A 25869-nucleotide genomic window follows, 5' to 3' on the forward strand; every position below is an offset into this window, starting at 1 on the left:
TTTATTAAGCGGTATGATTTTGAGATAAATTTGCAAATTTTTATTTAAATGTGACCGCTATTTTTCCATAAAATAATTACTATCAAGAGTAAGTTGTAAGAATAAATTAAGCGGAATATCTACGTTATTTTGCTGTTTTCCCATTATATCAAAGTACTTAAAACGTCCTTGACTCGGTTGTATCTGGTATTGTTTACCATCTGGCATTATTGCCACTCGCCATTTACTATTCGCACTTAATAGCCACTTATGATTATTTTCATTTATTAGGTCAATACCTTGAGAGTAGTCTTTCGTTGAGTTTGTTACGCCAAAGAGATTGTTTAAAAGTGTTGGTAGAATATCCAAATGACTGGATAACTGCTCATAGGTCTCTGTTTGTCCCTTCCAATACATAATCATAGGTACTTGAGTGCGTAATTTATCAAATGAATTCTTCATTTCCGTCTTTTTGCTTAAATCTGAGGTAATAATTACCACCGTATTTTGAAGCAATTTTTGTTCTGTTAGGGTACTCCAAATCTGAGCAATTTGTTTATCAAGAATTTGTTCTTTGGCTACTTTAAGATCTAAATAATTAAAAAATGGAGCGGTATGATAATTTTCTATCCACTTTTTCCATTGAATAATCATTTGCTGATTAGAGTGGGGAGTATGTAATTTTAATTGGTTGAATAATGAGCGGTGATAAATAGGTGCTTTAAATCCTTTGGTGGAAAACAGTCCAAATTTATATTGGTTTTGTTTTAAAATATCAATTAATGGTGATGATTTTTGTTCATTTAAAATAGAATCAACATATTGCCCTGTTAATCCATAAAATAAATTAACAATACTCGCCATTGCACTATCACCTGCAATGTAATGTTGAGTAAAATTAAGTGAATGTAGACGAATATCGACTAAATTTGGCATCTTTTCTAAAGAAATTGCCTTATTACTTAAATTCGAAATATTTACAATAATTACATTTGTTTTCTCTTCTATTTTATCTGCGTTTAGTATTTTTTTAGGGTAATCTAAATAAAAGGCTTCTGGGCGACCGTGTTCTTTGATCTGTTGCTCTAAAACAGAATGATTGGCTAAACCGTGTTTTTCAAAAAATGTTTTTGCCGTCATTGGATAAGAGAGCGGATAGTTTGATTTTTGTGCTGTAATTGGACGATAGAAAGTAATATCTGCCCACGCATAAAAAAGGTGTGTGGCAGTAAAACAACAAATAAAAAACAGTGCAACAAATTTTCCCCATCTTTGACGAGCAAAGCGACGTAGCTTATGCCATATCCAATAAGAACTGATAATTTCTGCCATTAAAATGGCTAGAATAGGAATGATCATTTGCCAATGAATTAAAGACGTCAGTTCTTTGGGGCGAATAAAAATTTTCCAAACCAGAGGAGATAAATGTAAATAGAGAGTTTTAAATATTTCCGTATCAACTAACAGTATTACCATTCCAATCGTGGCAATAATTACTGAGGTAACTCGGAAAGCTAATTGGTTTCTGATAATAAAACTTAATGGAAACAGTAGTAATAAATAAAAAGCAAAAACGATAAAGCTAAAATGCCCAAATAAACTGATAAAGAAATACAATTTTCCTAACAAGGTATTTGGCCAGTCAGCATTGAATGCATAACGAGAAGCAATAAAAAGGACAATACCAATATTAAAAAAACTAAACCAGTGTCCCCACGTGATACGTTGAGAAAGTGCTTCAGCTTCAGGTCGTTGTTGAAATAATTTAAACATATCAGTGTTTAGTCATTAATGAGTTTTTTAAGGCTTGTGAAAAGGTGTCTGCCAAATGTTCACGTTGTTCAGGGTCATTGATATTATTCAGTAAAATATTGCTGACCATATTACCAAGCACCATTAATGAAAGATCAACAGGGGTTTTATTTTTTTCTAATACAGTAATCAATTCATTGAGTAGTGTATCTAATTGTTCATTGTTATATTTAGATTTTATAGCCATAGTAAAAATTTTTGTAAGATAATTGGAATAATAATAACATAAATTTGTAAATTTTTATGTAGATCTTACCGCTTATTTTTTTATGATATCAGAATAGAGAGAATGAAAAGGCTATAAAAAATTATAGCCTTTGGGAAGATTACTTAGTCGGTAACTGAGGATCTTTTTGATAAAGAGGGTGTTTTGGACCATAGAGTATATTTCCACTATGCCCAGCACTAAATAAATTTTCAGTTGTTTGCCCTGCAACTTTATAACCTTGATCTGTTACAGTATTAATAATTTGATTGACTACTGCAGCAAGTAAAGACCCAAGAACGCCACCAGTTTGATCTCCATTACTATTCATAGAAACTTTAGCATCTTTACTCCATAGCAATTTACCGGATTTCAGATCTACTAAGTTTGCTGTTGCTGAGACAGTAGTGACACTGTCAAATACACGATAGCTAGAACCATATTCATCCACTGTCATATACATTGCAGCATCAGCACCAAAGATTTGATGTAATTTTTTTGCACTGATATTTTGAATATCATTACCATTTGTTACACCATTTTCTTTAAATAATTCATTCACCAACGTAACAGGAAAAACATAGTAACCTTTTTCTGCTAAAGGCATTGTTGCTTGAGCAAGCACGGAAATATCTGCTTTTACTTCTGGTGAGTTATTTTTAGGTAGAACCAATAGGATTGATTTTGGGTTACTATTTTGTAACGTTGAATAGTCATAAGGCTCTGATTTATTACTACAACCAGATAGTAAAATAATGGATAAAGAAGCTAACCATAGAGATAATTTTTTCATTATTTAACCACTCCTTTTAGAGAATTATTTTTACGTTGTAAAAACTGAATAAAAGTGGCAGATTCTGGATAAAGAGTCATTTCTTTTTGGAAATAGTCTTGAGCTTTTTGAGCCATTCCTTGTTTTAATGAAATCAAACCTAAGTGTGCATAAATACCAGGACCAACCTGTTTACCTGATTTTTGGGCATTATTGATAATTTGTAGCATATTTTCTTGTTGTGTGTCTAATGTTGTTTCATTATCATAATATGCATATACAGAATCAGAATAATTACCCCAATAATACAGAGATGAAGTTGGTGATTGACAACCAATAATCACCACGCCACAGAGTAATAAAGAAACAAATTTGAGTATCTTTAACATTCATTTACCCCTTATTTACTTGGTGTCCATTGACCAGTTTCAATGCCTTTTACCAGATTATTTACTGCTTCACGTATTGCTAAATCAAGCACTTTTCCATTAAGTGTTGCATCATATCCAGCAGTACCACCAAATCCAATAATTTCACGGTTTGATAAACTATATTCTCCAGCACCAAAGGAAGAATAAACAACTTCAGATGTATTCACATTAAGTATGTTTAATGCAACTTTTGCATAAGCAATTTGTTGTTTACCACGACCTAAGATACCAAATAGTTGATGATCGCCAACAGTTTTACGTCCAAATTCAGTAACATCACCAGTGACTACATAAGTCGCACCTTTAAGATGTTGTTTTTTGCCTCTGATTTTAGCTTCTTTTGCCATTTCATTTAGATTAGCACGTTCTAAGACACTAAAACGTCCAGTTTGTTGTAAATGTGTTAATAAAATAGTTTTTGATTGGCTACCTAAACGATCAGAACCATCAGAGAAAATGCCATTTTGGTAGCTTGAACGGTTGTTAAATTTACCTAAGGCAATAGGTGATTTTTGACCATGATAGGTTGTATTATAGGTAGCTACTTTTTGGGTTTCTACAACTCGAGAGCCTTCAGTAGCACAACCAACTAGAGTAAGAACTGAAAGTCCAACGATAGGTAATAATTTTTTCATATAATTTTCCTCAATTTAATTAGAAATGATTTTCGATTCACATATTAGATCATTTTTAAAAATTTGTATATAGAGGAAAAATTTATAAGGATGATTGAAGTATTCTTCCAATCTCCGTTAAGCTATTGACAGTGATGACACCTGCTTCTTGTAATACTCGATATTTCTCTTCTGCGGTTCCTTTTCCTCCGCTAATAATTGCCCCTGCGTGTCCCATTCTTTTTCCTTTTGGGGCAGTTATTCCAGCGATGTAGCCAATCACTGGTTTGGTGATATGCTGTTTAATAAATTCAGAGGCTTCTTCTTCGGCAGTTCCTCCGATTTCCCCAATCATTACTATTGCTTCTGTTTGTGGATCTTGCTCAAAGAGTTTTAGTATATCAATAAAACTAGAGCCTGAGATAGGATCTCCACCAATGCCGACACAAGTCGATTGCCCTAATCCTGCATCCGTGGTTTGTTTTACTGCTTCATAGGTCAGTGTTCCAGAGCGAGAAATAATCCCAATTTTGCCTTTTTTGTGAATATGAGCAGGCATAATCCCAACTTTGCATTCATCTGGCGTGATGACACCCGGACAATTTGGACCTATCATCATTGTCTCACTTTGGTTCAAACGTTGTTTTACCTCAAGCATATCTAATACAGGGATACCTTCTGTAATACAAATAATGAGTTTAATACCACTATCGATTGCTTCTAAAATAGCATCTTTACAGCCACTTGCAGGTACGTAAATAACAGACACTGTTGCTCCCGTATTGTTTACTGCATCACGAACAGTATTAAAAACCGGTAAGCCTAAATGCGTAGTTCCTCCTTTATTTGGAGATACGCCACCCACAAGCTGTGTACCATAAGCCAGTGCATCGGTGCAATGTAAGGTGCCTTGACTACCCGTAAATCCCTGACAAATTACCTTACTATTTTTATCAATTAAAATTGCCATTATTAATTTCCTTATTTTTTTCTGCAACCTCTACGGCAAGTTGTGTCGCCTGTGTAAGGTTTGTTGCACTGATAATATTTAAGTGACATTCAGAAAGAATATGATGAGCGATTTCAGCATTATTGCCTTCTAAACGTACAATGACGGGAATTTCAATTCCGATTTCATTGACTGCGACAATAATTCCTTTTGCGATTAAATCACAACGTACAATGCCACCAAATATATTGACTAAAATAACCTTAATATTGTGATCCGATAAAATTAATTTAAACGCTTCAGTTACTCGTTCAATCGTAATTTTACCTCCCACATCAAGAAAATTAGCAGGATGTCCACCAAAAGCTTTTATACTATCCATTGTTCCCATTGCAAGCCCTGCACCATTGACCACACAGCCAATATTACCTTTGAGGGCAACATAGTTTAACTGATAAGATTCTGCAATGATTTCTCTAGGATCTTGTTGTGTGGGATCATTAAATTGTTGTAATTCAGGTTGGCGGTAAAGGGCATTATCGTCCACAATCATTTTGGCATCTAAGCAGACCAAATCCCCTGTTTGAGTAATGGCAAGAGGGTTAATTTCTAATAAGGATAAATCTTTTTGCTTAAATAAGGTCACGAGTTGCATAAAAAATTGCGTAAATTGTTTAACTTGATTGCTTTGCAATCCTAATTTAAATGCTATTTCACGCCCTTGATAAGGCATTGCACCTAAGGGGTCAATAATCGTTTTATAAATTAAATCAGGGTGTGCTTGAGCAACTTCTTCAATATTTATCCCTCCTTCATTTGAGGCAATAAATACAATTTTTTGCAATGAGCGATCAATGACAACACTGATATAAATTTCACGTTCAATTGCCGTATTTTCTTCCACATAAATGGTGTGTACCGGCAACCCCATAGGAGCAGTTTGATACGTAACTAATTGCCTTCCAAATCTTTGATTGGCAAAGGTTAATGCGTCAGTTTCATTGTTTACTACTTTTATTCCACCTGCTTTACCTCGTCCACCAGTATGCACTTGGCATTTCAATACCCATTGTGATGATTGAATATGTTGTAACGCTTGTTTTATTTGTGCTAAATTCTGACAAGCTATTCCTTTAGGAATAGCAATATCATATTGAGCTAGCAGTTGTTTAGCTTGATATTCGTGTAAATTCATTGGATGATATCACCTAACTTATAAAAATTTAATTTTCTGTATTTAACTTTAGCTTTCTTAATGCTTCTTGAGCATCCGCATATCCTTGTTTTGCTGATTTTTTGAACCATTTGATTGCATCACTTTGTGATACTTTTACTCCTCTTCCGTTATAGTACATTTCACCAAGTAAATATTGAATTTGAGGATCTCCTTGTTGAGCAACTTTTTTAAACCATTTGAATGATTCAGTATATGATTTTTCTATGTAATGTATAAAACCAAGAGATCTTTGAGATTGGATTAGACCTTGTTGGGCTGCTTTAAGATGCCATTTAATGGCTTTTTTCCATAATTTCTTGTTTTCATATAGTGAGCCTAGATTATATTGAGCCCCTGCGATATTTTGTTCAGCAGCTTTTTGATACCATTTTATAGCTTGAGAATCAGATTGTTCTACGCCTTTACCATCTCTGTACATAGCACCAAGATTATTTTGAGCTTCTGCCATACCTTGTTCAGCCGCTTTAGTATACCATTTAGCTGCTTGTATATCTGATTGTTCTACACCTCTTCCTTTTTCATAAATAATAGCAAGCATATATTGAGCATTTGTTAAGTTTTGATGTGCTGCTTTTCTGAGCCATTTAATTGCATCAGTGTACTGTTCAAGATCATAATATATAAAACCAAGGGTTAATTGAGCTTCAGGATGCCCTTTTTCAGCAGCCTTTTGATACCATTTATGAGCAAGTTGACCTTCTCCATTTTGTAGCATTATGGTACCCAGCGTATATTGTGCTTGAGCTGAATTTTGATTGGCTGCTTTCTCTAACTATTCAATTGATTTAGCATATGACTTTTCAACACCTTCTCCTTTACTATACATAATTCCTAGAGAGGCTTGTGCTTCAGGCATACCTTGCTCTGCTGCTTTTGTATACCACTTAACCGCTTGTATATTAGATTTTGTTATTCCTTGACCCATGTAATACATGCGAGCAAGGTTAAATTGTGCTTGAGCAATCCCTTTTTCAGCAGCAGCTTGAAACCATGTTACTGCTTGTTTATCTGATTGGTTAACTCCCATACCATTCAAATACATAAGCGCTAAATTAAATTGAGCATAAGGTGTATAAGAGTCATTTTTTACAGCAACTTTTTGAAACCATTGAAAAGCTTGTCTATATGATTTTTTAATCCCTTCTTTTCCATTTAGATATATATTGCCAAGATCGAATTGGGCTTTTGTATTATTTTGTTGTACAAGTTCTAAAATAGCCATAAATTCATTTGATTTGAGTTCAGTACTATTTTGAGAATAGCAGAATGAAGAAAATAACATTGTAAGGGTTGTTACGACTAGAGTTAGTTTTTTCATTGTTGATTCCTTTTTAAAGTTTTTAATAGATTGAAAATAAAATTACTGTATTAATGTTTTTAATGCTGCAATTTTAGCCTTCCTATCACAACTTTGTTCTGCCACTTTATTTAGTTGTTCAATTAAATCAGTATTATTCTCTTTTGTATAACTGACAGGCTGAATTTGTGAAATTTGCTCAGCATAAGCGGTCAGATCTTCTAATAATTTTACCTTTTCTTCATCATCGTGATATTGATTAAATAGCTCATTAATTGATTGACTGAATTGTTGTGCCTTTTCATTAATTTGTTGATCACAATATTTTTGCCAACGAATTTGTTCGCTACGAGTGAGTGTGTGAGGATAGTGTCTGGCACGATAATTGAATAGTAATTTTTCTACACGAGGATCGCTAAATTTTAAGCCGTGATTGGCTAATTCTTCAGGTTTAAGGGTGCGTAAAATTGCCATATTATTTTTATCTGCATTAGAGAAAAAGGATTCATACAGCGTAAGTTCAACATTGGTCGCTTCTGCAAAGGTTCGCTCTTCACTGAAGATATCGCTTACTTTCTCTCGAATTAAATTTTTATGTTGTTTTAAACATTTTAAATTTTCTAAACAGTAGCTACGATCGATCCCTAAACGATCGGCATTTTCAGGTAATAAAGTTTTTGCAGGTGCAATAATAGGGCATTTGTTAATATGTACTAATTTTAACGGAACAGAATGCAAGCCTTGTTCTTCTAATAATGTTTTTTTCGTATAAAGTCGTTCTTGTAAAATCTGAGGTTCTTCACTAAGTAAATCATCAACATTACCCGCTAAATCACACACAATCACGGCATTTTGATTGGTTGGGTGCCAAGCAATAGGCACAACCCAAGCAGTGTTACCACGATAGTTACCTAACATTCCTGAAACGTGAACTAATGGTGTCATTTCGCCCGTATCAATCATCTTCTCAATGGCTTTTTTGCCACGATTTTCAAAGAAAAATTGGAATAATTTGGGTTGCTTTTGTTTGATTATTTTTGCCATTTCAATGGTTGCATACACGTCTGCCATCGCATCGTGGGCATCACTATGCTCAATACCATTGGCTTTAGTTAAATTTTCTAATTTAAAACTTGGATTACCTTCCTCATCATACGCCCAGTTTATACCATCAGGACGTAACGCATAGCAGGATCGTACTACATCAAGTAAATCCCAACGAGAATTACCATTTTTCCAGCTATATTCATAAGGATCAAAAAAGTTACGAAAGAAAGTATAACGTGTCATTTCATCATCATAACGAATATTGTTATAGCCCATCACACAGGTATTTGGCTGGCTAAATTCTTGATGAATACGCTCACTAAATTCAGGTTCAATCAACCCTTCTTTATTGCAGTGTTGAGGTGTAATACCTGTTACCATTACTGCTTCAGGTGAAGGTAAATAATCAGGTGTTTGCTTGCAATAAAACATTACTGGTTTGCCGATGATATTAAAATCACTATCAGTACGAATACCCGCAAATTGAGCAGGGCGGTCACTGGCAGGATTAATTCCAAAACTTTCGTAGTCGTAAATAAAAAAGGTCTGTTTATTCATAAATATTATTAAGATAAAAGATTTTGTGGAATTGTAGCACAAATTGGGGGGAGTAAAAAAATCTTGATGATATTAGGGAGGGAGAGTTTTAAAAAGCGTAGTATAAATTTAAGTTACGCTTTGATTGTTTTAATAAAACTATTCGATGATACCACAAGCCATTCGAGGACCACCGCCACCTAATGGAGCAGGATGATCTGAATGATTGTCACCGCCCTTATGGATCATTAATGAAAGTCCTTTAATTTCATCTAATTGAGTTAAACGAGGTACTAATACAGAATTATGGGCTGTTCCATTTTCATTTACAGATAATGCGGGTAAATCGCCTAAATGAGCTTCATCAGACCAAAATTGACCGTGTTTTCCAACATTTTTAGGATCCCAATGACCACCTGCACCTAGACCAGCAACTAACTTGCCATTTTTTTCTTTTGATGCACAACTTGGGTTTTGATGAATATGAAATCCGTGTAATCCTGCGGTTAATCCTTTTAATTCAGGTGTGAATACCAATCCGTATTCTGATTCAGTAATGGTTATTTTACCAATATTTTGATTTCCTTTTTCAAGGTCTAATAATTCCATTTTTACTTCAATTTTTTTATTCGTTTCAGTATGCCCATTTGTTTCACAACAATTTGCAAAAGCGGGTGTGACTAAACTTAAAATAGCACTACAAGAAAGTACAGTCGCTAACATTTTTTTCATTAAATCTTCCTTAATTTGATTGAAAAAATAAGAGTTTTTTAAGTAAATAGATATATATATATTTATATTACTTTGATGAGATATTCACTAGGATGGTGTAAATATCAATTTGCGATACTATCTATGTTTTGTAAATGGAGCAACATATTTATGAAATAATAGTACTGTTTCGAAGCAATAAATATTTTTTGAGTGAATTTAGTTAATTAGTTTAATTTTCTAATTTTAAGGAGTATAACTTTCCTTCAAACTGCTATTTTTATTACTCTTGATTAGTTATATTTTATTAGTAAGATATTTAAAATAAATAAGCGGATAGTGAGTAAGTTAAATTCGCAAATGTTGGAAGTTAATATTAAATTAGCTTAGTATAAAAAGAGATCATAAGAGAAATTAAAATGCAAAGCTATTTCTTCCGAGAATGAATAAAACAAGGGTTAAAATTCAGGCTGACGGCATTAATATCTTTTTTCCTTATCCTTTAGAATATTTTTTAATAGCAGAAAATACCATTGAATATGTGATAACTAAAGTGGGACGTGAAATGTATGCGACTGCTATTTCAGTAAATGGGCATAGTTTTTTACAGTCAAATATTGATTTACCCAATAAATTTGAGGCTTTCCTAATAAAAAAGTCAGTTAGAATGCACAAGTAAGAGCTTTTAACTATTTTGACTTAAAGAAGCAAAAATTTTTTCTATTTATCTTAAATTATTTTTGTATTTATATGACCGATATATTCAATTTTTCGGATAAGCGGGCATTTCTATATATGAATTCAGTAATTATTTTTAACGTATTTTGTGATGAGTTTCACAAAATTTAGATTAAAAATTCGATTTCATTGATTTTATAGAATGATTGTTTCATATTGTGAATTGTATTTATAATATATTTCATTTCATAGGAGTTTAATATGGCACAAAAACGTTATCACGCTGATTGGAGTTCTATTAGAACTCACCAAGTACCAGAATGGTATGAAGATGCTAAATTTGGTATTTTTATTCATTGGGGAATTTATTCTGTTCCTGCTTTTGCTCCACCGACTTGTCAATTAGGGGAAATTGAGGCAAATGAAGAATGGTTCTGTAATAATCCTTATGCAGAATGGTATTCGAATTCTATCAATGTTAAAAAAGGTCCTACCTATGAACACCATATTAAAACCTATGGTGAAGATTTTACTTATGATCAATTTATTCCACAGTGGAAAGCTGAAAAATGGCAGCCACAAGAGTGGGCTGAATTATTTGCCCAAGCTGGGGCAAAATATGTTGTTTTAACGACTAAACATCACGATGGTTTCTGTCTCTATCCAAGTAAATATACTGATTTTAACTGTACTCAAGATGGGCCAAAACGTGATCTTATGGGAGAACTTACCGAAGAAGTAAGAAATAAAGGTTTACGAATGGGGGCGTATTATTCTGGTATTATTGACTGGCAATATGCTTCTGATCCTATTTTTACTGAAAGTCAAAATTTCTCTAATGCTTGCCCAACTTATGAATATGCAGATTTTGCTTATAAACAAGTGGTTGAGTTGATTGACCTCTATAAACCTGATGTACTTTGGAATGATATTGGTTGGCCAAAAGTGGGAGAACATATGCTACCGCATTTATTTGCACATTATTATAATACCGTTGCAGATGGGGTGGTTGATGATCGTTGGAATAAACTGTGGTGTGATTTTACCTCTAAAGAATATAAATATGGTACAGCTTCCAGAGATAAAAAATGGGAAATGTGTCGTGGAATGGGATTATCTTTTGGCTATAACCAAGTCGAAGATGAAAGTCATTTAATGTCAGTAAAAGAGCTTGTGACATTATTGGTTGAAACAGTTTCAGATAACGGCAATTTATTACTTAATATTGGACCAAAAGCAGACGGAACAATCCCAAAAGAACAAGCAGAGCGTTTATTAGCCTTAGGAAAATGGTTGAAAGTCAATGGTGAGGGAATTTATGGTTCAAAATGTAGTCGTCATTTAACCCATAAAGAACAAGATGTAACTTATTATCATACCAAAGTAGGAGAAGATTTATATGTCTTCTTAGATGGTTTGAAAGAAGGAAAAAATGAATTACCACTTGCATTATTTGGCGAGGTGGAAGCATTAAATCCAGAATTACAATTTAGTGTTGAAAATACACAAAATGGGCGAGTATTACATATCGATAATTATCAAACAGATTGGTATATTCTTGGATTTAAAATTAAACAAGGGGAGAAATAGTTATGGCTACACTATCTGAACGTTTTATTGCTTTTATGAATGATAAAGTGGCTCCAGCAGCAAAAAGAATGGAAAATCAGCCACATATTTCTGCGATTCGAGATGGTTTTATTGTGGTACTCCCATTCTTAATTGTGGGTAGCTTTATAATGATTTTATTGATCCCTCCATTTGATGAAAATACCACAAATAGTTTTGGGCAAGCGTGGTGGTCTTTTGCTCACTGGGCGAGTGATTACGGCTGGCGATTCTTTCAAATGTCTTTTAATGCTATTTCACTTTTTACAGCAGCAAGTATTGCTTATAACTTAGCAAAAGCCTATAAAAGAGAACCTTTACCAGCAGCATTTTTATCTGTAATGGCATTTTTATTGGTTGCAACACCCGTACAAAATGGACATATGGATATTAAATTCTTTGGTGGAATTGGCTTATTCTCTGCAATTTTCATTGCTATTTACACGGTTGAATTGACTCGCTTACTAGAATATTTACATATTCGCATTAGATTGCCAAAAGAAGTGCCAACAGCGGTAGCGGAATCATTGAATATCGTGATCCCTATTTTGGCGGTGTTAGTCACACTTTATCCTTTTGCATTATACATTGAAGCATCAACAGGAAGCACTATTCCACAGCTTATTATGGACTTTATGGCTCCATTGATTAAAGTGAGTGACTCATTAGGAGCGATTTGTTTATTCGTATTTGCAACCCATTTACTTTGGTTCTTAGGCATTAACGGTTCACTTGTGTTAATGCAATTATGGACACCGTTCTTATTACAAAATATGGCAGCAAACTTAAGTGCATTACAAGCAGGCGAACCATTACCATACATTGTGACAAATAGCTTCTGGGATTTCTATGTGGTACATGGTGCATCAGGTGGGGTAATCGCACTGGCATTTTTATTAGTATTTAGTAAATCAGCACATTTACGTTCTATTGGTAAAATTGGTTTAGTTCCATCATTCTTCTCAATCGGTGAGCCAATTGTTTATGGTGTTCCAATGGTCGTAAACCCAATGTTCTTTATCCCATTGATCTTTGCACCAATGGCAAATGCGATTATTGCTTATCTAATTTTAGATTTTGATCTTATTCATCGTGTTTACCTAATGGCACCTTGGACAACGCCTGCACCAATAGGGGCATACTTAGTATCAGGTGGAGATATTTGGGCACCAGTATTAAGTGTGGCATTGATTGTATTAGATGTCATTATCTACTATCCATTCTTTAAAGTGTATGAAAGAACTTGTATTGAAAGAGAGAAAAATATTGACGCAGATTTCTTAGTAAAAGAAAAAGAAATTGTGGAAAAAGCGAAAGCAACAATACAATAATGTTAAATTACAAGCGGTTATATTTTAGTAAAAATTTGCAAAATTGATTTAAAATTTGACCGCTTAAAGAGAGAAATAATGAAAGGCTAATCATAAAGATTAGCCTTTGTTTTTGAGATAAACATTTTCTAGAAAAATTTAACCAATATCAACCCAGCGTTTTTCTTGTGCTGAAAGGGCTATTGCGTCTAAAACACGAGAGATTTTAAAGCCCTCTTCAAAATCAGGGTAGAGTTTTGCAGTTGGATTAGCAAGTCCGTTGACTAAATCTCTGATCTCAACGGTTTTCTGATCATTAAAGCCGATACCGTGTCCTGCACTCACACAGAAATGTTTGTAGTCAGGGTGGAGTGGTCCAGTAAGGATTGTTTTGAAACCTTGACGAGCAGGATCATCGCTGTGAATGTAAAGTTTTAATTCTGCCATTCGCTCTTGGGTATAGCTGATCGTTCCTTTTGTGCCTGTAATGACGTAGCTTAATCCCATTTTACGCCCACAAGCAATGCGAGAGGTTTCAATGGTTCCCATACAACCATTTGCAAAGCGAACCATTGCAGTGGCTTGGTCTTCATTTTCAACATCGCACATTTGTGAAAGATTATTTGGATTAGGACGTTGTTTAATGACGGTTTCCATATCGCCGATGACCGATTTAATATCTTGTCCGACTAAATATTGTGACATTTGGATAATATGAGCAGCAAGATCACCCAGTGTTCCTAAGCCTGCTTTTTCTTTTACACAGTGCCAGTCGAGTGGGGTATTTGGGTTTGCAAGATAGTCTTCATTATGGGTACCATAAAAATGTACCACTTCACCAATTTCGCCTTTTTCAATGATTTCTTTTGCTAATTGTGTGGTTGGATTCTTAATGTAATTAAAGCCTACTAAGGTTTTAACGCCCGCTTTTTCAGCTGCCTCATACATTATTTTTGCATCCTCTGCATTTAAGGCGAGAGGCTTTTCGGAATAAACGTGTTTGCCGTTTGCGATCGCCGCTAATGCAATTTCTTTGTGCAAAAAGTTAGGGGTGCAGATATCAACAACATCAACATTTGGATCACTGACAACATCTTGCCAATTGCCTGTTGAACGATTGAAACCAAATTCTTTGGCTTTTTGTGCGGCTAATTCAGGGGTGATTTCTGCTAAATATTCAAGTTGTAATTCAGCCTCTAAGGGAAAAACGGTTGATGCTTGGGCATAGGCAATGGCGTGACAACGACCGATATAACCTGTTCCAATTAAACCGACGCGAACTTTTTTCATTTTATTTACCTCTTAATTTCGTGGAAATTTTTATGAAATGCAGTATTGAAGATAAGAAATCTTAACGATAAATTTGCAAAACCCACACCATAATTGACCGCTTATGATGTGGATTTATCGTTTTATGTAATAGAAATTACAGTTTTACTTCTTTACCAGTTTGAAGGGATTCAAGGGCTTTATCTGCTAGATGAAGTGCTTGCATTCCGTCAAAACCGGTTGTGGCTGGTGTTGCTTTGCCATTTAAAACATCAACAAAGTGTTCCCACTCTGCTTTGTAAGCCGCATCATAACGTTGTAAGAAGAAGAATTCAGGTTTTGCGTATTTGCAACCTTCATCAGTCCAAAGTTCAACGCTATCTTCATAGATATTTTTCGCCGTTAACACACCTTTTTCGCCGTGTAATTCAAGACGTTGGTCGTAACCATAGCCACTACGACGTGTATTAGAGATGGTTGCCATTGCACCTGATGGGAAACGCATTACAACGAATGCAGTATCGATATCCCCAGCCTCGCCAATTTCAGGATTGACTAAGCAACTACCACTTGCGTAAACAGACACTGGATCTTCGCCCATAATGAAACGAGCCATATCAAAATCGTGAATTGCCATATCGCGGAATAATCCACCCGATACTTTTACATAAGCTGCTGGTGGTGGTGACGGATCACGAGAGATGATAATGAGTGATTCAGGTTTACCGATTTGACCTTGTTGTAAACGCTCTTTTACTTGTCTAAATTGTGGGTCGTAACGGCGGTTAAAACCGATGAATAGTGGCACGTTGCACTCTTCAACCACTTTTAAACACTCTTGAACACGAGCCATATCTAAATGGATAGGTTTTTCACAGAAAATGGTTTTTCCTGCTCTTGCAGATAATTCAATTAAATCAGCGTGGGTGTCTGTTGCAGATGCGATAAGCACCGCATGAACATTTGGATCCGCCATTACTTCTTCAATGGTTTGAATTTTACAACCGTATTTTTCTGCCATTTTTTTCGCATTTGGTTCATAAGGATCGGCGACAGAATAAAGGGTGGTTTCTGGGTGGTTTACGATATTTACTGCGTGTACAAGCCCAATACGACCAGCACCTAATAAAGCAACATTATACATAGTAACTCCTTGATATGATTAAAAATCTGTATGTTTGATTAAATTCCAGCAACGTCTTTGATATATTTACGACCTTTCACTGCGTATTCAAATGGATTTGCCAATGCAGGATCTTGTTCTGCTTCCACAACCATCCAGCCTTTGTAATCGTGTTTGTCTAAAATTTCAAAAATAGGTTTGAAATCAATTACGCCGTCACCCGGAACGGTAAATGTCCCTTTTTTAACCCCTTCTAAGAAACTAAGATCGTTTTCTTTTACTTTTGCAACCACTTCATCACGCACATCTTTTAAGTGAACGTGGCAAATGCGATCGATGTATTTTTCAAGCATATCTAGCATTGCTTTTTGTGAGCCTTCTGAGTAGTAAATATGTCCTGAATCAAAGAGTAAATAAACGTCATCGTTAGTCATTTCCATATAGCGATCTACTTCTTCAGGAGTTTGAATACCTGTTCCCATATGGTGGTGTAGGCTCACTTTCATTCCTTTTTCTGCGGCAAGTTTAGCTAATTCGTTATAACCCTCTGCAAGTAATTCCCATTCAGCATCAGTAAAAATGGTTTTTTCTTTAAAAATGGCTTTTTTCTGACCTTGAATACTACGGCTTTGCTCTGAACAACCGATTACTTTTGCACCCATTGCGTGTAAGAAATCACGGTGTTTGATAAATTCTGCGATAGTTTCTTCTTTTTTACCGTCAACAAAGAATGTACTAAACCACGCATTACAAATTTGGATACCACGAACATCAAGTTTGTGTTTTAACACCTCAATATCACGTGGATATTTATTTCCCACTTCGCAACCAGTGAAACCTGCCAACGCCATTTCACTGACACATTGTTCAAAGGTATTTTCAGCCCCTAATTCAGGTAAATCATCGTTTGTCCAACCAATAGGTGCAATACCCAATTTGATATTTTCAGTTTTCATACAAGTTTCTCCTTGTGTATGGATAATAATTCTGAACCAGCCCTGAAAGAGCTGGCTTAATGTTAAAAATTAGTAACGACGAGCTTCATTTATGTGTTTTTGTGCATTTTGGTATGCTTGTTGAATGGTTTCCTTATTAGAAACTTCCGCAACACCAACATGCCACCAACTGCCATAACCGTGAACCATTGTCTTTGGTAACACTTTTACATCAATTAATGTTGAAACAGTTTGTTTTTTGGCATCTTCTAATGCAAAATGTAGTTCTTCTTCTGTGGTCACTTTATAAGTTTTACAGCCGTAAGACGCTCCATTCATTGCAAAATCAACAGGAACAAGTCTACCATTTAATTGATTTGATGTTTCATTGCGGAAACGGAATTCAGTGCAGAAACTGTCCATTCCATTACCGATTTGTAAGTTATTGATACAGCCATTTGCCATATTGTCAAAGACGATTACATTGATTTTTTTGTTTTCCTGAATTGATGTGACTAACTCAGAATGCAACATCATATAAGAGCCATCGCCGAGTAGGGTATAAACTTCACGCTCAGGTTGAGCAATTTTTACACCAAGTGATGCACTGACTTCATAGCCCATACAAGAATAGCCATATTCAAGATGATAAGTACCTTCGCCTTTGGATTGCCAAGTACGTTGTAAATCACCCGGTAAGCTTCCTGCTGCACCCACAATCACATCATCTTTACCTAAATGTTCATTGATAATGCCTAATACACGACTTTGAGTTAAGCAAGATTGCGTGATTTTTTGGAATTCAGCAAATACGGCTTTTTGATCAAGACGATCATTCACCTCTGGTACAAAATCTTCGCCTGTATAAGTTACATTACGAACACGTTCTAATTCTTGCTTAAATTGTTGTTTAGCCTCTGCGATTTGATCGCCCCATTGAGCTGCGTAACCAATGTATTTTAATGACTTGGTTAATTTGCTAAGGGTTGCTTTTGCATCTGCGACAATTTGAACGCCATCTAATTTGTAAGCATCAAAACGTGCTACGTTAATATTTAAGAATTGAACGTCTGGGTTTTGGAATATCCATTTTGATGAAGTGGTAAAGTCCGTATAGCGAGTACCAATACCGATGATTAAATCAGCCTCTTTGGCAAGTAAGTTTGCGGATAAGCAACCTGTTTCGCCAACACCACCGACATTTAAAGGATAATCAGACACAACGGCACTTTTTCCAGCCTGTGTCTCAGCAAATGGAATATTGAAACTTTTTGCAAATTGTTTCAATTCTTCTGCCGCTTGTGAATAACGCACGCCACCGCCACAAATAATCAATGGTTTTTTCTTATTTTTAATCAGTTTCACTGCCATTTTTATGGTTGAATCTGTTGGTGTGACACGTTCAATGTGATGAATACGTTTTTCTAGGAAATAATCAGGGAAATCATAGGCTTCTGCTTGCACATCTTGTGGTAATGCAAGAGTCACAGCCCCTGTTTCCGCAGGATCAGTTAATACACGCATTGCATTGATACACGCACTCATTAGCTGTTCAGGACGGTTAATTCTATCCCAATATTTGCTCACCGCTTTAAAGGCATCATTAGTGCTAATGCTTAAATCATAAGGTTGCTCAATTTGTTGTAAAACAGGATCTGGCTGACGAGTTGCAAAGACATCACCCGGAAGTAATAAAAGAGGAATGCGGTTTGCACTTGCCGTAGCCGCTGCGGTAATCATATTGGCAGCACCTGGTCCAACAGAAGAAGTACAAGCATAAATTTTCTTACGACTATGCTGTTTTGCAAAACCAATTGCAACGTGTGCCATACCTTGCTCGTTGCGTCCTTGTCTAACAATTAAATTACCACAGTCTTGTTCAAGTGCTTGCCCTAAACCTAATACATTACCGTGACCGAATATACCAAAAACACCTTCAACAAATTTTGTTACTTGACCATCAACTTCTATATATTGATTATCTAAAAATTTAATGAGTGCTTGTGCAACTGTAAGTCTAGTCGTTTTCATCTCTATGTCACTCCTATGAGTTAAAGAATAAATAATTTTTTCAAAATTCTAGTAATTTATTCATTTCAATGCAATGTGATTTTAGAAATTTTATTTCATTTTGTGATCTTGTTCTCAAATATACATTTAATAGCGTGACTTTTTTGAAATATATGTTTCAATTAGTGGAAATTTAATCTATTTAGTTTTATTCTTATATCAGTTCTAAATATAAATAAGTGAGGATATGATGAAAAGTGCAGAAAAAAAACTAGACTTAATCTGTTTAGGTCGTGTGGCTGTTGATTTATATGGACAACAAATTGGTGCTCGTTTAGAAAATATGAGGACATTTTCTAAATATTTAGGTGGTTCATCAGGAAATGTGGCTTATGGAACAGCAATACAAGGTGTGAAATCATCAATGTTGGCTCGTGTTGGTGATGAACATATGGGACGCTTTTTAAAAGAAGAATTAGAAAGTGTGGGCGTAGATACCAGTTATTTAATTACTGATAAAGATCGTTTAACAGCATTAGTGCTTTTAGGTATTAAAGATGAAGATACTTTTCCTCTAATTTTCTATCGTGATAACTGTGCAGATATGGCAATTACTAAAGATGACTTTAGTGAAGAGTATATTGCCTCTGCCAAAGCCCTCGCTATTACAGGTACACATCTTTCACACCCAAATACGAGAGAAGCAGTATTGACTGCTTTAGAATACGCAGGACGTAATAATGTAAAACGTTTATTAGATATTGATTACCGTCCAGTATTATGGGGACTAACTTCATTAGGTGATGGTGAAACACGTTATATTGATTCAGAAGCAGTGACTAAGTCTTTGCAAGATGTGTTACATCATTTTGATGTTTTAGTTGGAACAGAGGAAGAGTTTCATATTGCGGGTGGCTCAACCGATACTTTAACAGCGTTGAAAAATGTACGTAAATTTAGCCAAGCGGTCTTAGTATGTAAACGTGGAGCATTAGGTTGTTCGGTATTTGAGGGAGATATTCCTGATGATCTTGATGGTGGTTTAAACGTTTATGGCGTGAGAGTTGCGGTATTAAATGTATTAGGGGCAGGCGATGCCTTTATGTCAGGTTTAATTCGTGGTTATATCAATAACGAAGGTTGGGAACAAAGTTGTCGTTATGCGAATGCGTGTGGTGCACTAGTGGTTTCTCGTCACGGTTGTGCCCCAGCAATGCCAACCAAAGAAGAATTAGATGATTATCTCTCTCGTGCAGAATCTGTGCCACGCCCTGATTTAGATGAAAAATTAAATCATTTACACCGAGTAACCACTCGTAAAACACAGTGGGACGATTTATGTATTTTTGCATTCGATCATCGTAAACAGTTGGTTGATATGGCGAATGAATGTGGTGTTGAGCCAACACGTATTCCAAAATTAAAAACTTTATTGCTTAAAGCCGCAGAACAAACCGCACAACAAGAGGGTATAAGCAATGGTAATGCGGGAATTCTAGCGGATACCACATTTGGGCAAGCGGCATTAAATGAAATTACAGGTAAAAATTGGTGGATTGGTCGTCCGATTGAAGAGCCATCATCTCGTCCATTAAGTTTAGAACACGGTGATCTTGGCACGCAATTAGCGAGCTGGCCATTAGAACAGGTGGTGAAATGTTTAGCTTTCTATCATCCAACCGATGATGAAGCAATGAAAACCGCACAAGATACTAAACTCAAAGAAGTGTATCAAGCCTGTTGTCGCACTGGTCACGAACTATTACTTGAAATTATCCTTCCAACTGAAATGGAAAAACAAGAGCAATATTATGCACAAATGTTGCAACATTTCTATGATATTGGTATTAAACCAGATTGGTGGAAATTACCAGGTGTATCAGAACAGGCTTGGAAAGAGATTAGTCAAGTGATTGAGCAAAATGACAGTTATTGTCGTGGTATCTTAATTTTAGGTTTAGATGCCCCAGAAGAAGAATTTAAAGCTGTTTTTGAAGCATCTAAAAATATCCCATTAGTGAAAGGATTTGCGGTAGGAAGAACCATCTTCGGACAACCGTCAAAACAATGGTTAGCAAATGAAATCAACGATGATGAACTAGTGAAAGAAGTTTCAGCACGTTATCAACGCCTGATTAAACTTTGGAAATCTCGTTAATTTGTAAAGTTTAGAAAAATGATGACCGCTTAGTGTTTTGGGGATACCAATTTGCTAAGCGGTTATTTTTTGTATGATTAAGAATAAAACAGGGCATGCCCTGTTTCTACAAATATATTTTAACATTGTAGCGTCAAGGCACGCCTTGACGAAATATACGCATAATATAAAAAATGTAACATCAATACGTACATTGGCACAACGTTTTTGATGATGTGGAATTGGGGAAATTTAATATAAATTTATTCAAAATTTGCAAATTTCAGAAAAAATCAGACCGCTTACCCTTGTTACGTGACGATTTTTTTACGTTATGAAGAATAAAACAGGGCATACTCTGTTTCTACAAATATATTTAACATTGTAGCGTCAAGGCACGCCTTGACGAAATATATGCATAAAAAATAAATTACGCCAATGCATAGATGATACATTGGCGTAATGCTTTTAATGGTTTTAAATGTTAGAAAATTACTTAAATTTATTCGCATATTCTTCGCTATTTACCCATAAATGATCTGCTTCCCAAGTGAAACGCCATTTACGAATAGGACCTGCCATCACATTTAAGTAATAGTTATTATAGCCTGCAACGGTTGCCATTGGGTGGTAGCCTTTTGGTACTTGCACCACATCGCCATCATAAACTGCCATACATTCATCAAGACTACGATCATCGGTATAAACACGTTGCATTGCAAAGCCTTGTGGCGGATCAAAACGGTGATAGTAGGTTTCTTCTAAATAAGTTTCTGTTTCACTATTTTTTTGATCGTGTTTATGACTTGGGTATGAGCTGGTGTTACCTTCATCGGTAAATACTTCAACCACGAGTAAGCTATCTGCTGGTTCTGTTTCAGGTAAAATATTATGAACAAGACGTTTGTTATAACCATAACCTCGATGTTCCACGCCTACCTCTTCGGGTGTGATTAGGCGAACAGGTAAGTTACCTTGACTTGGTGCTCGACAAACGGCGAGTTCAAGGTTTGTTTCTGCAAGAATATCAACGGTTTGATTGTGGGGTACATAAAGAGAATACAAGAGAATACGGTGGAATACGTTCAAAAGGAGTGGTTCTATTACCAATTTTTGCAAAGGTTTCATCACCTACGCTTAACGTAGCTTTACCTGCCATCAGTACAAAACAAACTTCGGTATTTTCTGTATCAAAAGAGAGTGTTTGTTTTTCTTTTAGATGAAACATTTCAAAACCCACATATTCCCACCCCGCACTTTCAGGTGTGATTTTTTGGACTTGTCCATTGGCTTCTGGATGATTTTTTTTAGATTTAGAAAGTAAATAACTCATTTTTCGTTCCTCACTTTATATTATTTGGACAAAATAATACAACAAATAAAAATATGTGCTATGACTAGATGTAAAAAATCAGATCAAGATCACAAAATAGAATAAATATTCTATTTTTTGTTAAAAACGAATTGAAATATTTATTCTATTATTCTAATCTATCTCACGAACTATTTGTAATAGATTTTTTTATATTTAAGGAGTAAATGATGGAAACTGTTCATAATTTTATTAACGGTAAACAAGTTGCAAGTAAAGGTACAAAGGCTTGGCCTATTTATAATCCTGCAACAGGTAAACAAATTCGTCAAGTGATGATGAGTACACCTGAGGAGGTGAATGAAGCAGTTGATGTTGCACAAGCTGCATTTCCTGCGTGGGCTAAAACCTCTCCACTACGTCGTGCAAGAATTATGTTTAAATTCAAAACTCTTTTAGAAGAGAACTTTGATTCATTGGCACGTATAATCACAGAAGAACACGGTAAAGTTTATTCGGATTCTATCGGCGAATTAACTCGTGGTTTAGAAGTGGTTGAGTTTGCTTGCGGTATTCCTCACTTACTTAAAGGTGAATTTTCAGAGCAAGCAGGACGAGGTATTGATATTCATTCAACAATGCAACCATTAGGGGTGACTGTTGGTATTACACCATTTAACTTCCCAGCAATGGTGCCAATGTGGATGTTCCCAGTTGCATTAGCTTGCGGTAATACCTTTATTTTAAAACCAGCAAAAACAGACCCTTCTTTATCTATCCGTTTAGCTGAATTATTAAAAGAAGCAGGCTTACCTGATGGCGTATTTAACGTGGTTCACGGTGATCGTCACGATAATGAGATTTTATTACGTGAAGAGCGTGTAAAAGCGGTAAGTTTTGTTGGTTCAACTACGGCAGCTGCTCACGTTCATAAAATTGGTTCTGAATTTGGTAAACGTGTTCAAGCATTAGGGGCAGCAAAAAATCACGGTTTAGTTATGCCAGATGCCGATATTGAAGCAACAGCAAATGCGTTATTAGGTGCGGCTTATGGTGCAGCTGGGGAACGCTGTATGGCTCTTCCTATCGCAGTCACTATTGATGATGCGACAGCAGATAAATTAGTTGCGGCATTAAAACCAAAAGTAGAAGCACTTCGTCACGGTCCTGGTATTCCAAAAGATGGCGAAAAAGAGATGGATTTTGGTCCGTTGATTACCAAACAGCATTTAGATAATGTAACAGGCTATGTTGATAAAGGTGTGGAAGAGGGTGCAACACTGGTAGTTGATGGTCGTGGTAAAAAACCACAAGGTGCAGAAGAGGGCTTCTTCATTGGAGGAACATTATTTGACCACGTAACAGAAGATATGACAATCTATAAAGAAGAAATCTTTGGCCCTGTACTTGGTATTGTTCGTGCAAGAGGCTTTAAAGATGCAATGCGTTTGATCAATGATCATCCATTTGGTAATGGAACAGCAATTTTCACTTCTGACGGTGGAGCAGCTCGTGAATTTGCTTATGATGTTCAAGCGGGAATGGTGGGAATCAACGTGCCAATTCCTGTACCAATGGCATTCCACTGTTTTGGTGGTTGGAAACATTCAGCTTACGGTGCATTAAATGTATATGGTCCAGATGGTGTGCGTTTTTATACGAAGATGAAAACCGTTACAAGTCGCTGGCCAAATCCAAAAGTGATTGAAGATGCAGCATTTTCTATGCCTACTCTCTAACTAAAACTTAAAATATTAATAAGGGTAATAAAAGTAGATTTTATTACCCTTAATTATTTTAACATTGATTATTTTTTGAATAGTAGTAAACTAATCCCCCTTATTTAACAGGGGAATAAAATGCAAGAATCATCAGAATTTATAAACTTACAAAATGAAATTAGATTACGTTATGACACATTAAGTAAACGTTTAAAGCAAGTAGCTGAGTATGTATTAGATAACCAAAATAGTATTGTTTTTGAAACCGTTGCTGTTATTGCTGAAAAAGCAAACGTACCACCTTCAACACTTATTCGTTTCGCAAACGCATTTGGCTTTTCGGGTTTTAACGAAATGAAACAAGTATTTCGTGAAGGAATGGTTGGTTATACTGTAAATTATACGGAACGCTTGAGTATTCATCGTCAGCTTGAAAGCGAAGACAAAGAAAAAACAGAAACTGCACTAGATGTTTTAAACGTTTATTCCAAAGCTAATACACAATCTCTTTATCAACTTGCTCATCACACTTCATTAGAACAATTAAATAAAGCTGTTGATATTCTTGATGGAGCAAATAATATTTTTATTGTGGGACTGAAACGCTCTTTTAGTGTGGCTTGTTATTTAAATTATGCATTACATCATTTAAATTGTCGTTCTTTTATTATTGATGGTTTAGGTGGAATGTTTGATGAACAATGTAATCAAATACAAGATGGTGATGTTGTTGTTGCCATTAGTTTTTCTCCCTATGCTGAAGAAGCTATTGAAATAATGAATGTAACAGCTAAAAAAGGGATAAAACAGATTGCTATTACAGATAGTCAAATCAGTCCGATTTTAGCATTCAGTGATGTTTCTTTTGTAGTAAAAGAAGCACAAGTTCATGGTTTTCGTTCTCAGTGTGCCACAATAACTCTTACTCAAACATTAGCACTTTCTTTAGGCTTAAAGAGATCTAGCTAAAATTCTATTGTCAAAATATATATCTTTTCTAAATCCCATATCATATGGGATTTTTTATTACACCTATTTTTTCTTTTATTCTATAAAACTAACAAGAAAATAAGATCTATCTCACATTTTTGAACATTTAATGTTGATTATAGAGTAATTAAAAGTATTATCTTAACTGAAGCATTTATTTTTTAATGTTTTTAATTGAAATGTATATTCCTGTATTTGGTTTGTATGTTTTATTAATTTTTCTATGTAAGGAGAATAACCCTATGAAAAAAGTATTATTAGCAACATTGTGTGGTGCATTATTAAGCTCTCAAGTCGCAATGGCAAAAAACCTTGTTGTTGGTGCACCAATGGTTTCATTTTCAGATAAATGGCAAACTTATTTACAAGATGCCATTCGTGATTTTGATAAAAAACATGATGATGTTGAATTCAGATTATCAGATGCAAATGCAGATGCAGCACGTTTATTAAATGATGTTGAAACATTTATTGACCAAGGGGTAGATGCATTATTGGTTGTTCCTACAGATCCAGAGATTGTTAAAGCGATTGGTCGTAAGGCCAAAAAAGCAGGTATTCCATTAGTAATTGTAAATCGTAAACCACTAGAAGATTCAATGAAATATGTAACAAGTTATGTAGGTTCTGATGAAGTTGAAGGTGGACGTCTTCAAGGTCAATTTATTGCAGATACTCTAAAAGGTAAAGATGCAAAAGGTATTATTCTTATGGGTCCTTTAGGTCTAGATGCTCAGATCAAAAGAACGCAAGGAAATAAAGAAATTTTTGAGAAAAATCCTAATATCAAAATTATTGCTGAACAAGAAGGTAAATGGGATCGTGCAAAAGGTTTAGAAATTACAGAAAATCTTTTAGCTGCACATAGAGATATTAACGTAATTGTGAGTAATAATGATGAAATGGCAATTGGTGCAATTTTGGCAAGTCGTAAACTTAAAGTAAATGACAATGACATTATTATTGTTGGTTTGGATGCAACTCCTGATGCATTGGAATATTTAGGTGATGGGCTTGATGCAACCGTATTCCAATCTGCTCAAGGTCAAGGTCAAACTGGTGCTGAAATGGCTTATTTAGCCGCACAAGGTAAGGAAGTACCAAAACTAAAAATGGTACCATTTGAGCTTGTGACAGTAGATAAAAAAGCAGAATATCAAGCAAAATATAAAAAATAAAGTTTAG

The 25869-nt window shown here is 35.2% G+C and carries 22 protein-coding genes and 2 pseudogenes; 7 read left to right on the top strand and 17 right to left on the bottom strand.

Annotated elements, in window-relative coordinates; translation table 11 throughout:
- Nucleotides 1-57: 57 nt before the first annotated feature.
- From KGI96_RS00540 to sodC, 12 genes and pseudogenes are all read right to left on the bottom strand, one after another.
- The gene (locus KGI96_RS00540; protein WP_211597703.1) at nucleotides 58-1752 is read right to left on the bottom strand and encodes a DUF3413 domain-containing protein; all 1695 of its coding nucleotides are present in this window, start codon (nucleotides 1750-1752) and stop codon (nucleotides 58-60) included.
- Between the two features lies 1 nt (nucleotide 1753).
- On the bottom strand, nucleotides 1754-1978 hold the full coding sequence (locus KGI96_RS00545) for a YejL family protein (protein WP_211597704.1): 225 nt from the start codon (nucleotides 1976-1978) through the stop codon (nucleotides 1754-1756).
- A gap of 139 nt (nucleotides 1979-2117) precedes the next feature.
- Nucleotides 2118-2789 (bottom strand): DUF799 domain-containing protein, encoded by a 672-nt coding sequence (locus tag KGI96_RS00550; protein WP_211597705.1) that lies wholly within the window; start codon nucleotides 2787-2789, stop codon nucleotides 2118-2120.
- Entirely contained in the window at nucleotides 2789-3157 is a 369-nt protein-coding gene (locus KGI96_RS00555; protein ID WP_211597706.1) for a DUF4810 domain-containing protein, read from the bottom strand. The genes KGI96_RS00550 and KGI96_RS00555 overlap by 1 nt, the downstream gene beginning before the upstream one ends.
- Before the next feature lie 11 nt (nucleotides 3158-3168).
- Nucleotides 3169-3834, bottom strand: coding sequence for a CsgG/HfaB family protein (locus KGI96_RS00560; RefSeq protein ID WP_211597707.1), 666 nt, complete (start codon nucleotides 3832-3834; stop codon nucleotides 3169-3171).
- An 82-nt stretch (nucleotides 3835-3916) separates the two neighbouring features.
- A complete protein-coding gene (sucD, locus tag KGI96_RS00565) occupies nucleotides 3917-4783 on the bottom strand; it encodes a succinate--CoA ligase subunit alpha (protein ID WP_211597708.1) in 867 nt (288 codons plus the stop codon).
- On the bottom strand, nucleotides 4767-5957 hold the full coding sequence (gene sucC, locus KGI96_RS00570; RefSeq protein ID WP_211597709.1) for an ADP-forming succinate--CoA ligase subunit beta: 1191 nt from the start codon (nucleotides 5955-5957) through the stop codon (nucleotides 4767-4769). The genes sucD and sucC overlap by 17 nt, the downstream gene beginning before the upstream one ends.
- Before the next feature lie 28 nt (nucleotides 5958-5985).
- Nucleotides 5986-6537 carry a tetratricopeptide repeat protein gene (locus KGI96_RS00575; RefSeq protein WP_267873288.1) on the bottom strand — a complete coding sequence of 184 codons (552 nt, stop codon included), beginning with the start codon at nucleotides 6535-6537 and terminating at the stop codon, nucleotides 5986-5988.
- 45 nt (nucleotides 6538-6582) lie between these two features.
- A pseudogene (locus KGI96_RS11170) lies at nucleotides 6583-6747 on the bottom strand (hypothetical protein); the annotation flags it as partial.
- A 24-nt stretch (nucleotides 6748-6771) separates the two neighbouring features.
- Entirely contained in the window at nucleotides 6772-7317 is a 546-nt protein-coding gene (locus KGI96_RS00580; protein WP_211597711.1) for a tetratricopeptide repeat protein, read from the bottom strand.
- A 42-nt stretch (nucleotides 7318-7359) separates the two neighbouring features.
- A complete protein-coding gene (gene sbcB, locus KGI96_RS00585) occupies nucleotides 7360-8901 on the bottom strand; it encodes an exodeoxyribonuclease I (protein ID WP_211597712.1) in 1542 nt (513 codons plus the stop codon).
- A gap of 138 nt (nucleotides 8902-9039) precedes the next feature.
- Nucleotides 9040-9603 (bottom strand): superoxide dismutase [Cu-Zn] SodC, encoded by a 564-nt coding sequence (gene sodC, locus KGI96_RS00590; RefSeq protein WP_370685833.1) that lies wholly within the window; start codon nucleotides 9601-9603, stop codon nucleotides 9040-9042.
- Between the two features lie 430 nt (nucleotides 9604-10033).
- On the opposite strand from sodC, the gene KGI96_RS00595 reads away from it, so the two are divergent.
- The 3 genes from KGI96_RS00595 (at nucleotide 10034) to KGI96_RS00605 (ending at nucleotide 13208) form a co-directional block, all read left to right on the top strand.
- Complete coding sequence (locus KGI96_RS00595) at nucleotides 10034-10270, top strand: hypothetical protein (protein ID WP_211597714.1); 237 nt, start codon at nucleotides 10034-10036, stop codon at nucleotides 10268-10270.
- A gap of 260 nt (nucleotides 10271-10530) precedes the next feature.
- Nucleotides 10531-11859, top strand: coding sequence for an alpha-L-fucosidase (locus tag KGI96_RS00600; RefSeq protein ID WP_211597715.1), 1329 nt, complete (start codon nucleotides 10531-10533; stop codon nucleotides 11857-11859).
- 2 nt (nucleotides 11860-11861) lie between these two features.
- Nucleotides 11862-13208, top strand: a complete 1347-nt coding sequence (locus tag KGI96_RS00605; protein WP_211597716.1) for a PTS sugar transporter subunit IIC — start codon at nucleotides 11862-11864, stop codon at nucleotides 13206-13208.
- A gap of 138 nt (nucleotides 13209-13346) precedes the next feature.
- On the opposite strand, the gene KGI96_RS00610 is transcribed toward KGI96_RS00605, so the two are convergent.
- The 4 genes from KGI96_RS00610 to iolD all read right to left on the bottom strand — a co-directional run bounded on the left by KGI96_RS00610 (nucleotide 13347) and on the right by iolD (nucleotide 18545).
- Nucleotides 13347-14477 carry a Gfo/Idh/MocA family protein gene (locus KGI96_RS00610; protein ID WP_211597717.1) on the bottom strand — a complete coding sequence of 377 codons (1131 nt, stop codon included), beginning with the start codon at nucleotides 14475-14477 and terminating at the stop codon, nucleotides 13347-13349.
- Between the two features lie 136 nt (nucleotides 14478-14613).
- On the bottom strand, nucleotides 14614-15600 hold the full coding sequence (gene iolG / locus KGI96_RS00615; RefSeq protein ID WP_211597718.1) for an inositol 2-dehydrogenase: 987 nt from the start codon (nucleotides 15598-15600) through the stop codon (nucleotides 14614-14616).
- Between the two features lie 38 nt (nucleotides 15601-15638).
- The gene (iolE, locus tag KGI96_RS00620) at nucleotides 15639-16535 is read right to left on the bottom strand and encodes a myo-inosose-2 dehydratase (protein ID WP_211597719.1); all 897 of its coding nucleotides are present in this window, start codon (nucleotides 16533-16535) and stop codon (nucleotides 15639-15641) included.
- Nucleotides 16536-16604: 69 nt separating this feature from the next.
- Entirely contained in the window at nucleotides 16605-18545 is a 1941-nt protein-coding gene (gene iolD / locus KGI96_RS00625) for a 3D-(3,5/4)-trihydroxycyclohexane-1,2-dione acylhydrolase (decyclizing) (protein ID WP_211597720.1), read from the bottom strand.
- Nucleotides 18546-18774: 229 nt separating this feature from the next.
- Between iolD and KGI96_RS00630 the strand changes: the two genes are divergently transcribed.
- Complete coding sequence (locus KGI96_RS00630) at nucleotides 18775-20682, top strand: bifunctional 5-dehydro-2-deoxygluconokinase/5-dehydro-2-deoxyphosphogluconate aldolase (protein WP_211597772.1); 1908 nt, start codon at nucleotides 18775-18777, stop codon at nucleotides 20680-20682.
- A gap of 471 nt (nucleotides 20683-21153) precedes the next feature.
- On the opposite strand, the pseudogene iolB reads toward KGI96_RS00630, so the two are convergent.
- Nucleotides 21154-21994: pseudogene (gene iolB, locus KGI96_RS00635) on the bottom strand (5-deoxy-glucuronate isomerase).
- Nucleotides 21995-22203: 209 nt separating this feature from the next.
- Here iolB and KGI96_RS00640 point away from each other — a divergent pair.
- The 3 genes from KGI96_RS00640 (at nucleotide 22204) to KGI96_RS00650 (ending at nucleotide 25862) form a co-directional block, all read left to right on the top strand.
- On the top strand, nucleotides 22204-23712 hold the full coding sequence (locus KGI96_RS00640) for a CoA-acylating methylmalonate-semialdehyde dehydrogenase (protein ID WP_211597773.1): 1509 nt from the start codon (nucleotides 22204-22206) through the stop codon (nucleotides 23710-23712).
- 120 nt (nucleotides 23713-23832) lie between these two features.
- Nucleotides 23833-24663 (top strand): MurR/RpiR family transcriptional regulator, encoded by an 831-nt coding sequence (locus KGI96_RS00645; RefSeq protein ID WP_211597721.1) that lies wholly within the window; start codon nucleotides 23833-23835, stop codon nucleotides 24661-24663.
- 263 nt (nucleotides 24664-24926) lie between these two features.
- Nucleotides 24927-25862, top strand: a complete 936-nt coding sequence (locus KGI96_RS00650) for a sugar ABC transporter substrate-binding protein (RefSeq protein WP_211597722.1) — start codon at nucleotides 24927-24929, stop codon at nucleotides 25860-25862.
- Nucleotides 25863-25869: the final 7 nt, after the last annotated feature.

It is taken from the genome of Phocoenobacter atlanticus subsp. cyclopteri (assembly GCF_018343795.1).
GTDB classification, from domain to species: Bacteria; Pseudomonadota; Gammaproteobacteria; order Enterobacterales; family Pasteurellaceae; genus Phocoenobacter; species Phocoenobacter atlanticus.

Excerpts from the sequence above, each read along its gene's own strand:
- iolE (WP_211597719.1), bottom strand. The coding sequence starts at position 16,535 with ATGAAAACTGAAAATATCAAATTGGGTATTGCACCTATTGGTTGGACA.
- iolD (WP_211597720.1), bottom strand. The coding sequence starts at position 18,545 with ATGAAAACGACTAGACTTACAGTTGCACAAGCACTCATTAAATTTTTA.
- sucC (WP_211597709.1), bottom strand. The coding sequence starts at position 5,957 with ATGAATTTACACGAATATCAAGCTAAACAACTGCTAGCTCAATATGAT.
- KGI96_RS00630 (WP_211597772.1), top strand. The coding sequence starts at position 18,775 with ATGAAAAGTGCAGAAAAAAAACTAGACTTAATCTGTTTAGGTCGTGTG.
- KGI96_RS00575 (WP_267873288.1), bottom strand. The coding sequence starts at position 6,537 with ATGCTTGCTATTATTTATGAAAAAGGAAGAGGTGTAGAACAATCAGAT.
- KGI96_RS00600 (WP_211597715.1), top strand. The coding sequence starts at position 10,531 with ATGGCACAAAAACGTTATCACGCTGATTGGAGTTCTATTAGAACTCAC.
- sbcB (WP_211597712.1), bottom strand. The coding sequence starts at position 8,901 with ATGAATAAACAGACCTTTTTTATTTACGACTACGAAAGTTTTGGAATT.
- sucD (WP_211597708.1), bottom strand. The coding sequence starts at position 4,783 with ATGGCAATTTTAATTGATAAAAATAGTAAGGTAATTTGTCAGGGATTT.
- KGI96_RS00555 (WP_211597706.1), bottom strand. The coding sequence starts at position 3,157 with ATGTTAAAGATACTCAAATTTGTTTCTTTATTACTCTGTGGCGTGGTG.
- KGI96_RS00610 (WP_211597717.1), bottom strand. The coding sequence starts at position 14,477 with ATGAAAAAAGTTCGCGTCGGTTTAATTGGAACAGGTTATATCGGTCGT.
- KGI96_RS00580 (WP_211597711.1), bottom strand. The coding sequence starts at position 7,317 with ATGAAAAAACTAACTCTAGTCGTAACAACCCTTACAATGTTATTTTCT.
- KGI96_RS00640 (WP_211597773.1), top strand. The coding sequence starts at position 22,204 with ATGGAAACTGTTCATAATTTTATTAACGGTAAACAAGTTGCAAGTAAA.
- KGI96_RS00545 (WP_211597704.1), bottom strand. The coding sequence starts at position 1,978 with ATGGCTATAAAATCTAAATATAACAATGAACAATTAGATACACTACTC.
- KGI96_RS00650 (WP_211597722.1), top strand. The coding sequence starts at position 24,927 with ATGAAAAAAGTATTATTAGCAACATTGTGTGGTGCATTATTAAGCTCT.
- KGI96_RS00605 (WP_211597716.1), top strand. The coding sequence starts at position 11,862 with ATGGCTACACTATCTGAACGTTTTATTGCTTTTATGAATGATAAAGTG.
- KGI96_RS00540 (WP_211597703.1), bottom strand. The coding sequence starts at position 1,752 with ATGTTTAAATTATTTCAACAACGACCTGAAGCTGAAGCACTTTCTCAA.
- KGI96_RS00645 (WP_211597721.1), top strand. The coding sequence starts at position 23,833 with ATGCAAGAATCATCAGAATTTATAAACTTACAAAATGAAATTAGATTA.
- sodC (WP_370685833.1), bottom strand. The coding sequence starts at position 9,603 with ATGTTAGCGACTGTACTTTCTTGTAGTGCTATTTTAAGTTTAGTCACA.
- iolG (WP_211597718.1), bottom strand. The coding sequence starts at position 15,600 with ATGTATAATGTTGCTTTATTAGGTGCTGGTCGTATTGGGCTTGTACAC.
- KGI96_RS00550 (WP_211597705.1), bottom strand. The coding sequence starts at position 2,789 with ATGAAAAAATTATCTCTATGGTTAGCTTCTTTATCCATTATTTTACTA.
- KGI96_RS00595 (WP_211597714.1), top strand. The coding sequence starts at position 10,034 with ATGAATAAAACAAGGGTTAAAATTCAGGCTGACGGCATTAATATCTTT.
- KGI96_RS00560 (WP_211597707.1), bottom strand. The coding sequence starts at position 3,834 with ATGAAAAAATTATTACCTATCGTTGGACTTTCAGTTCTTACTCTAGTT.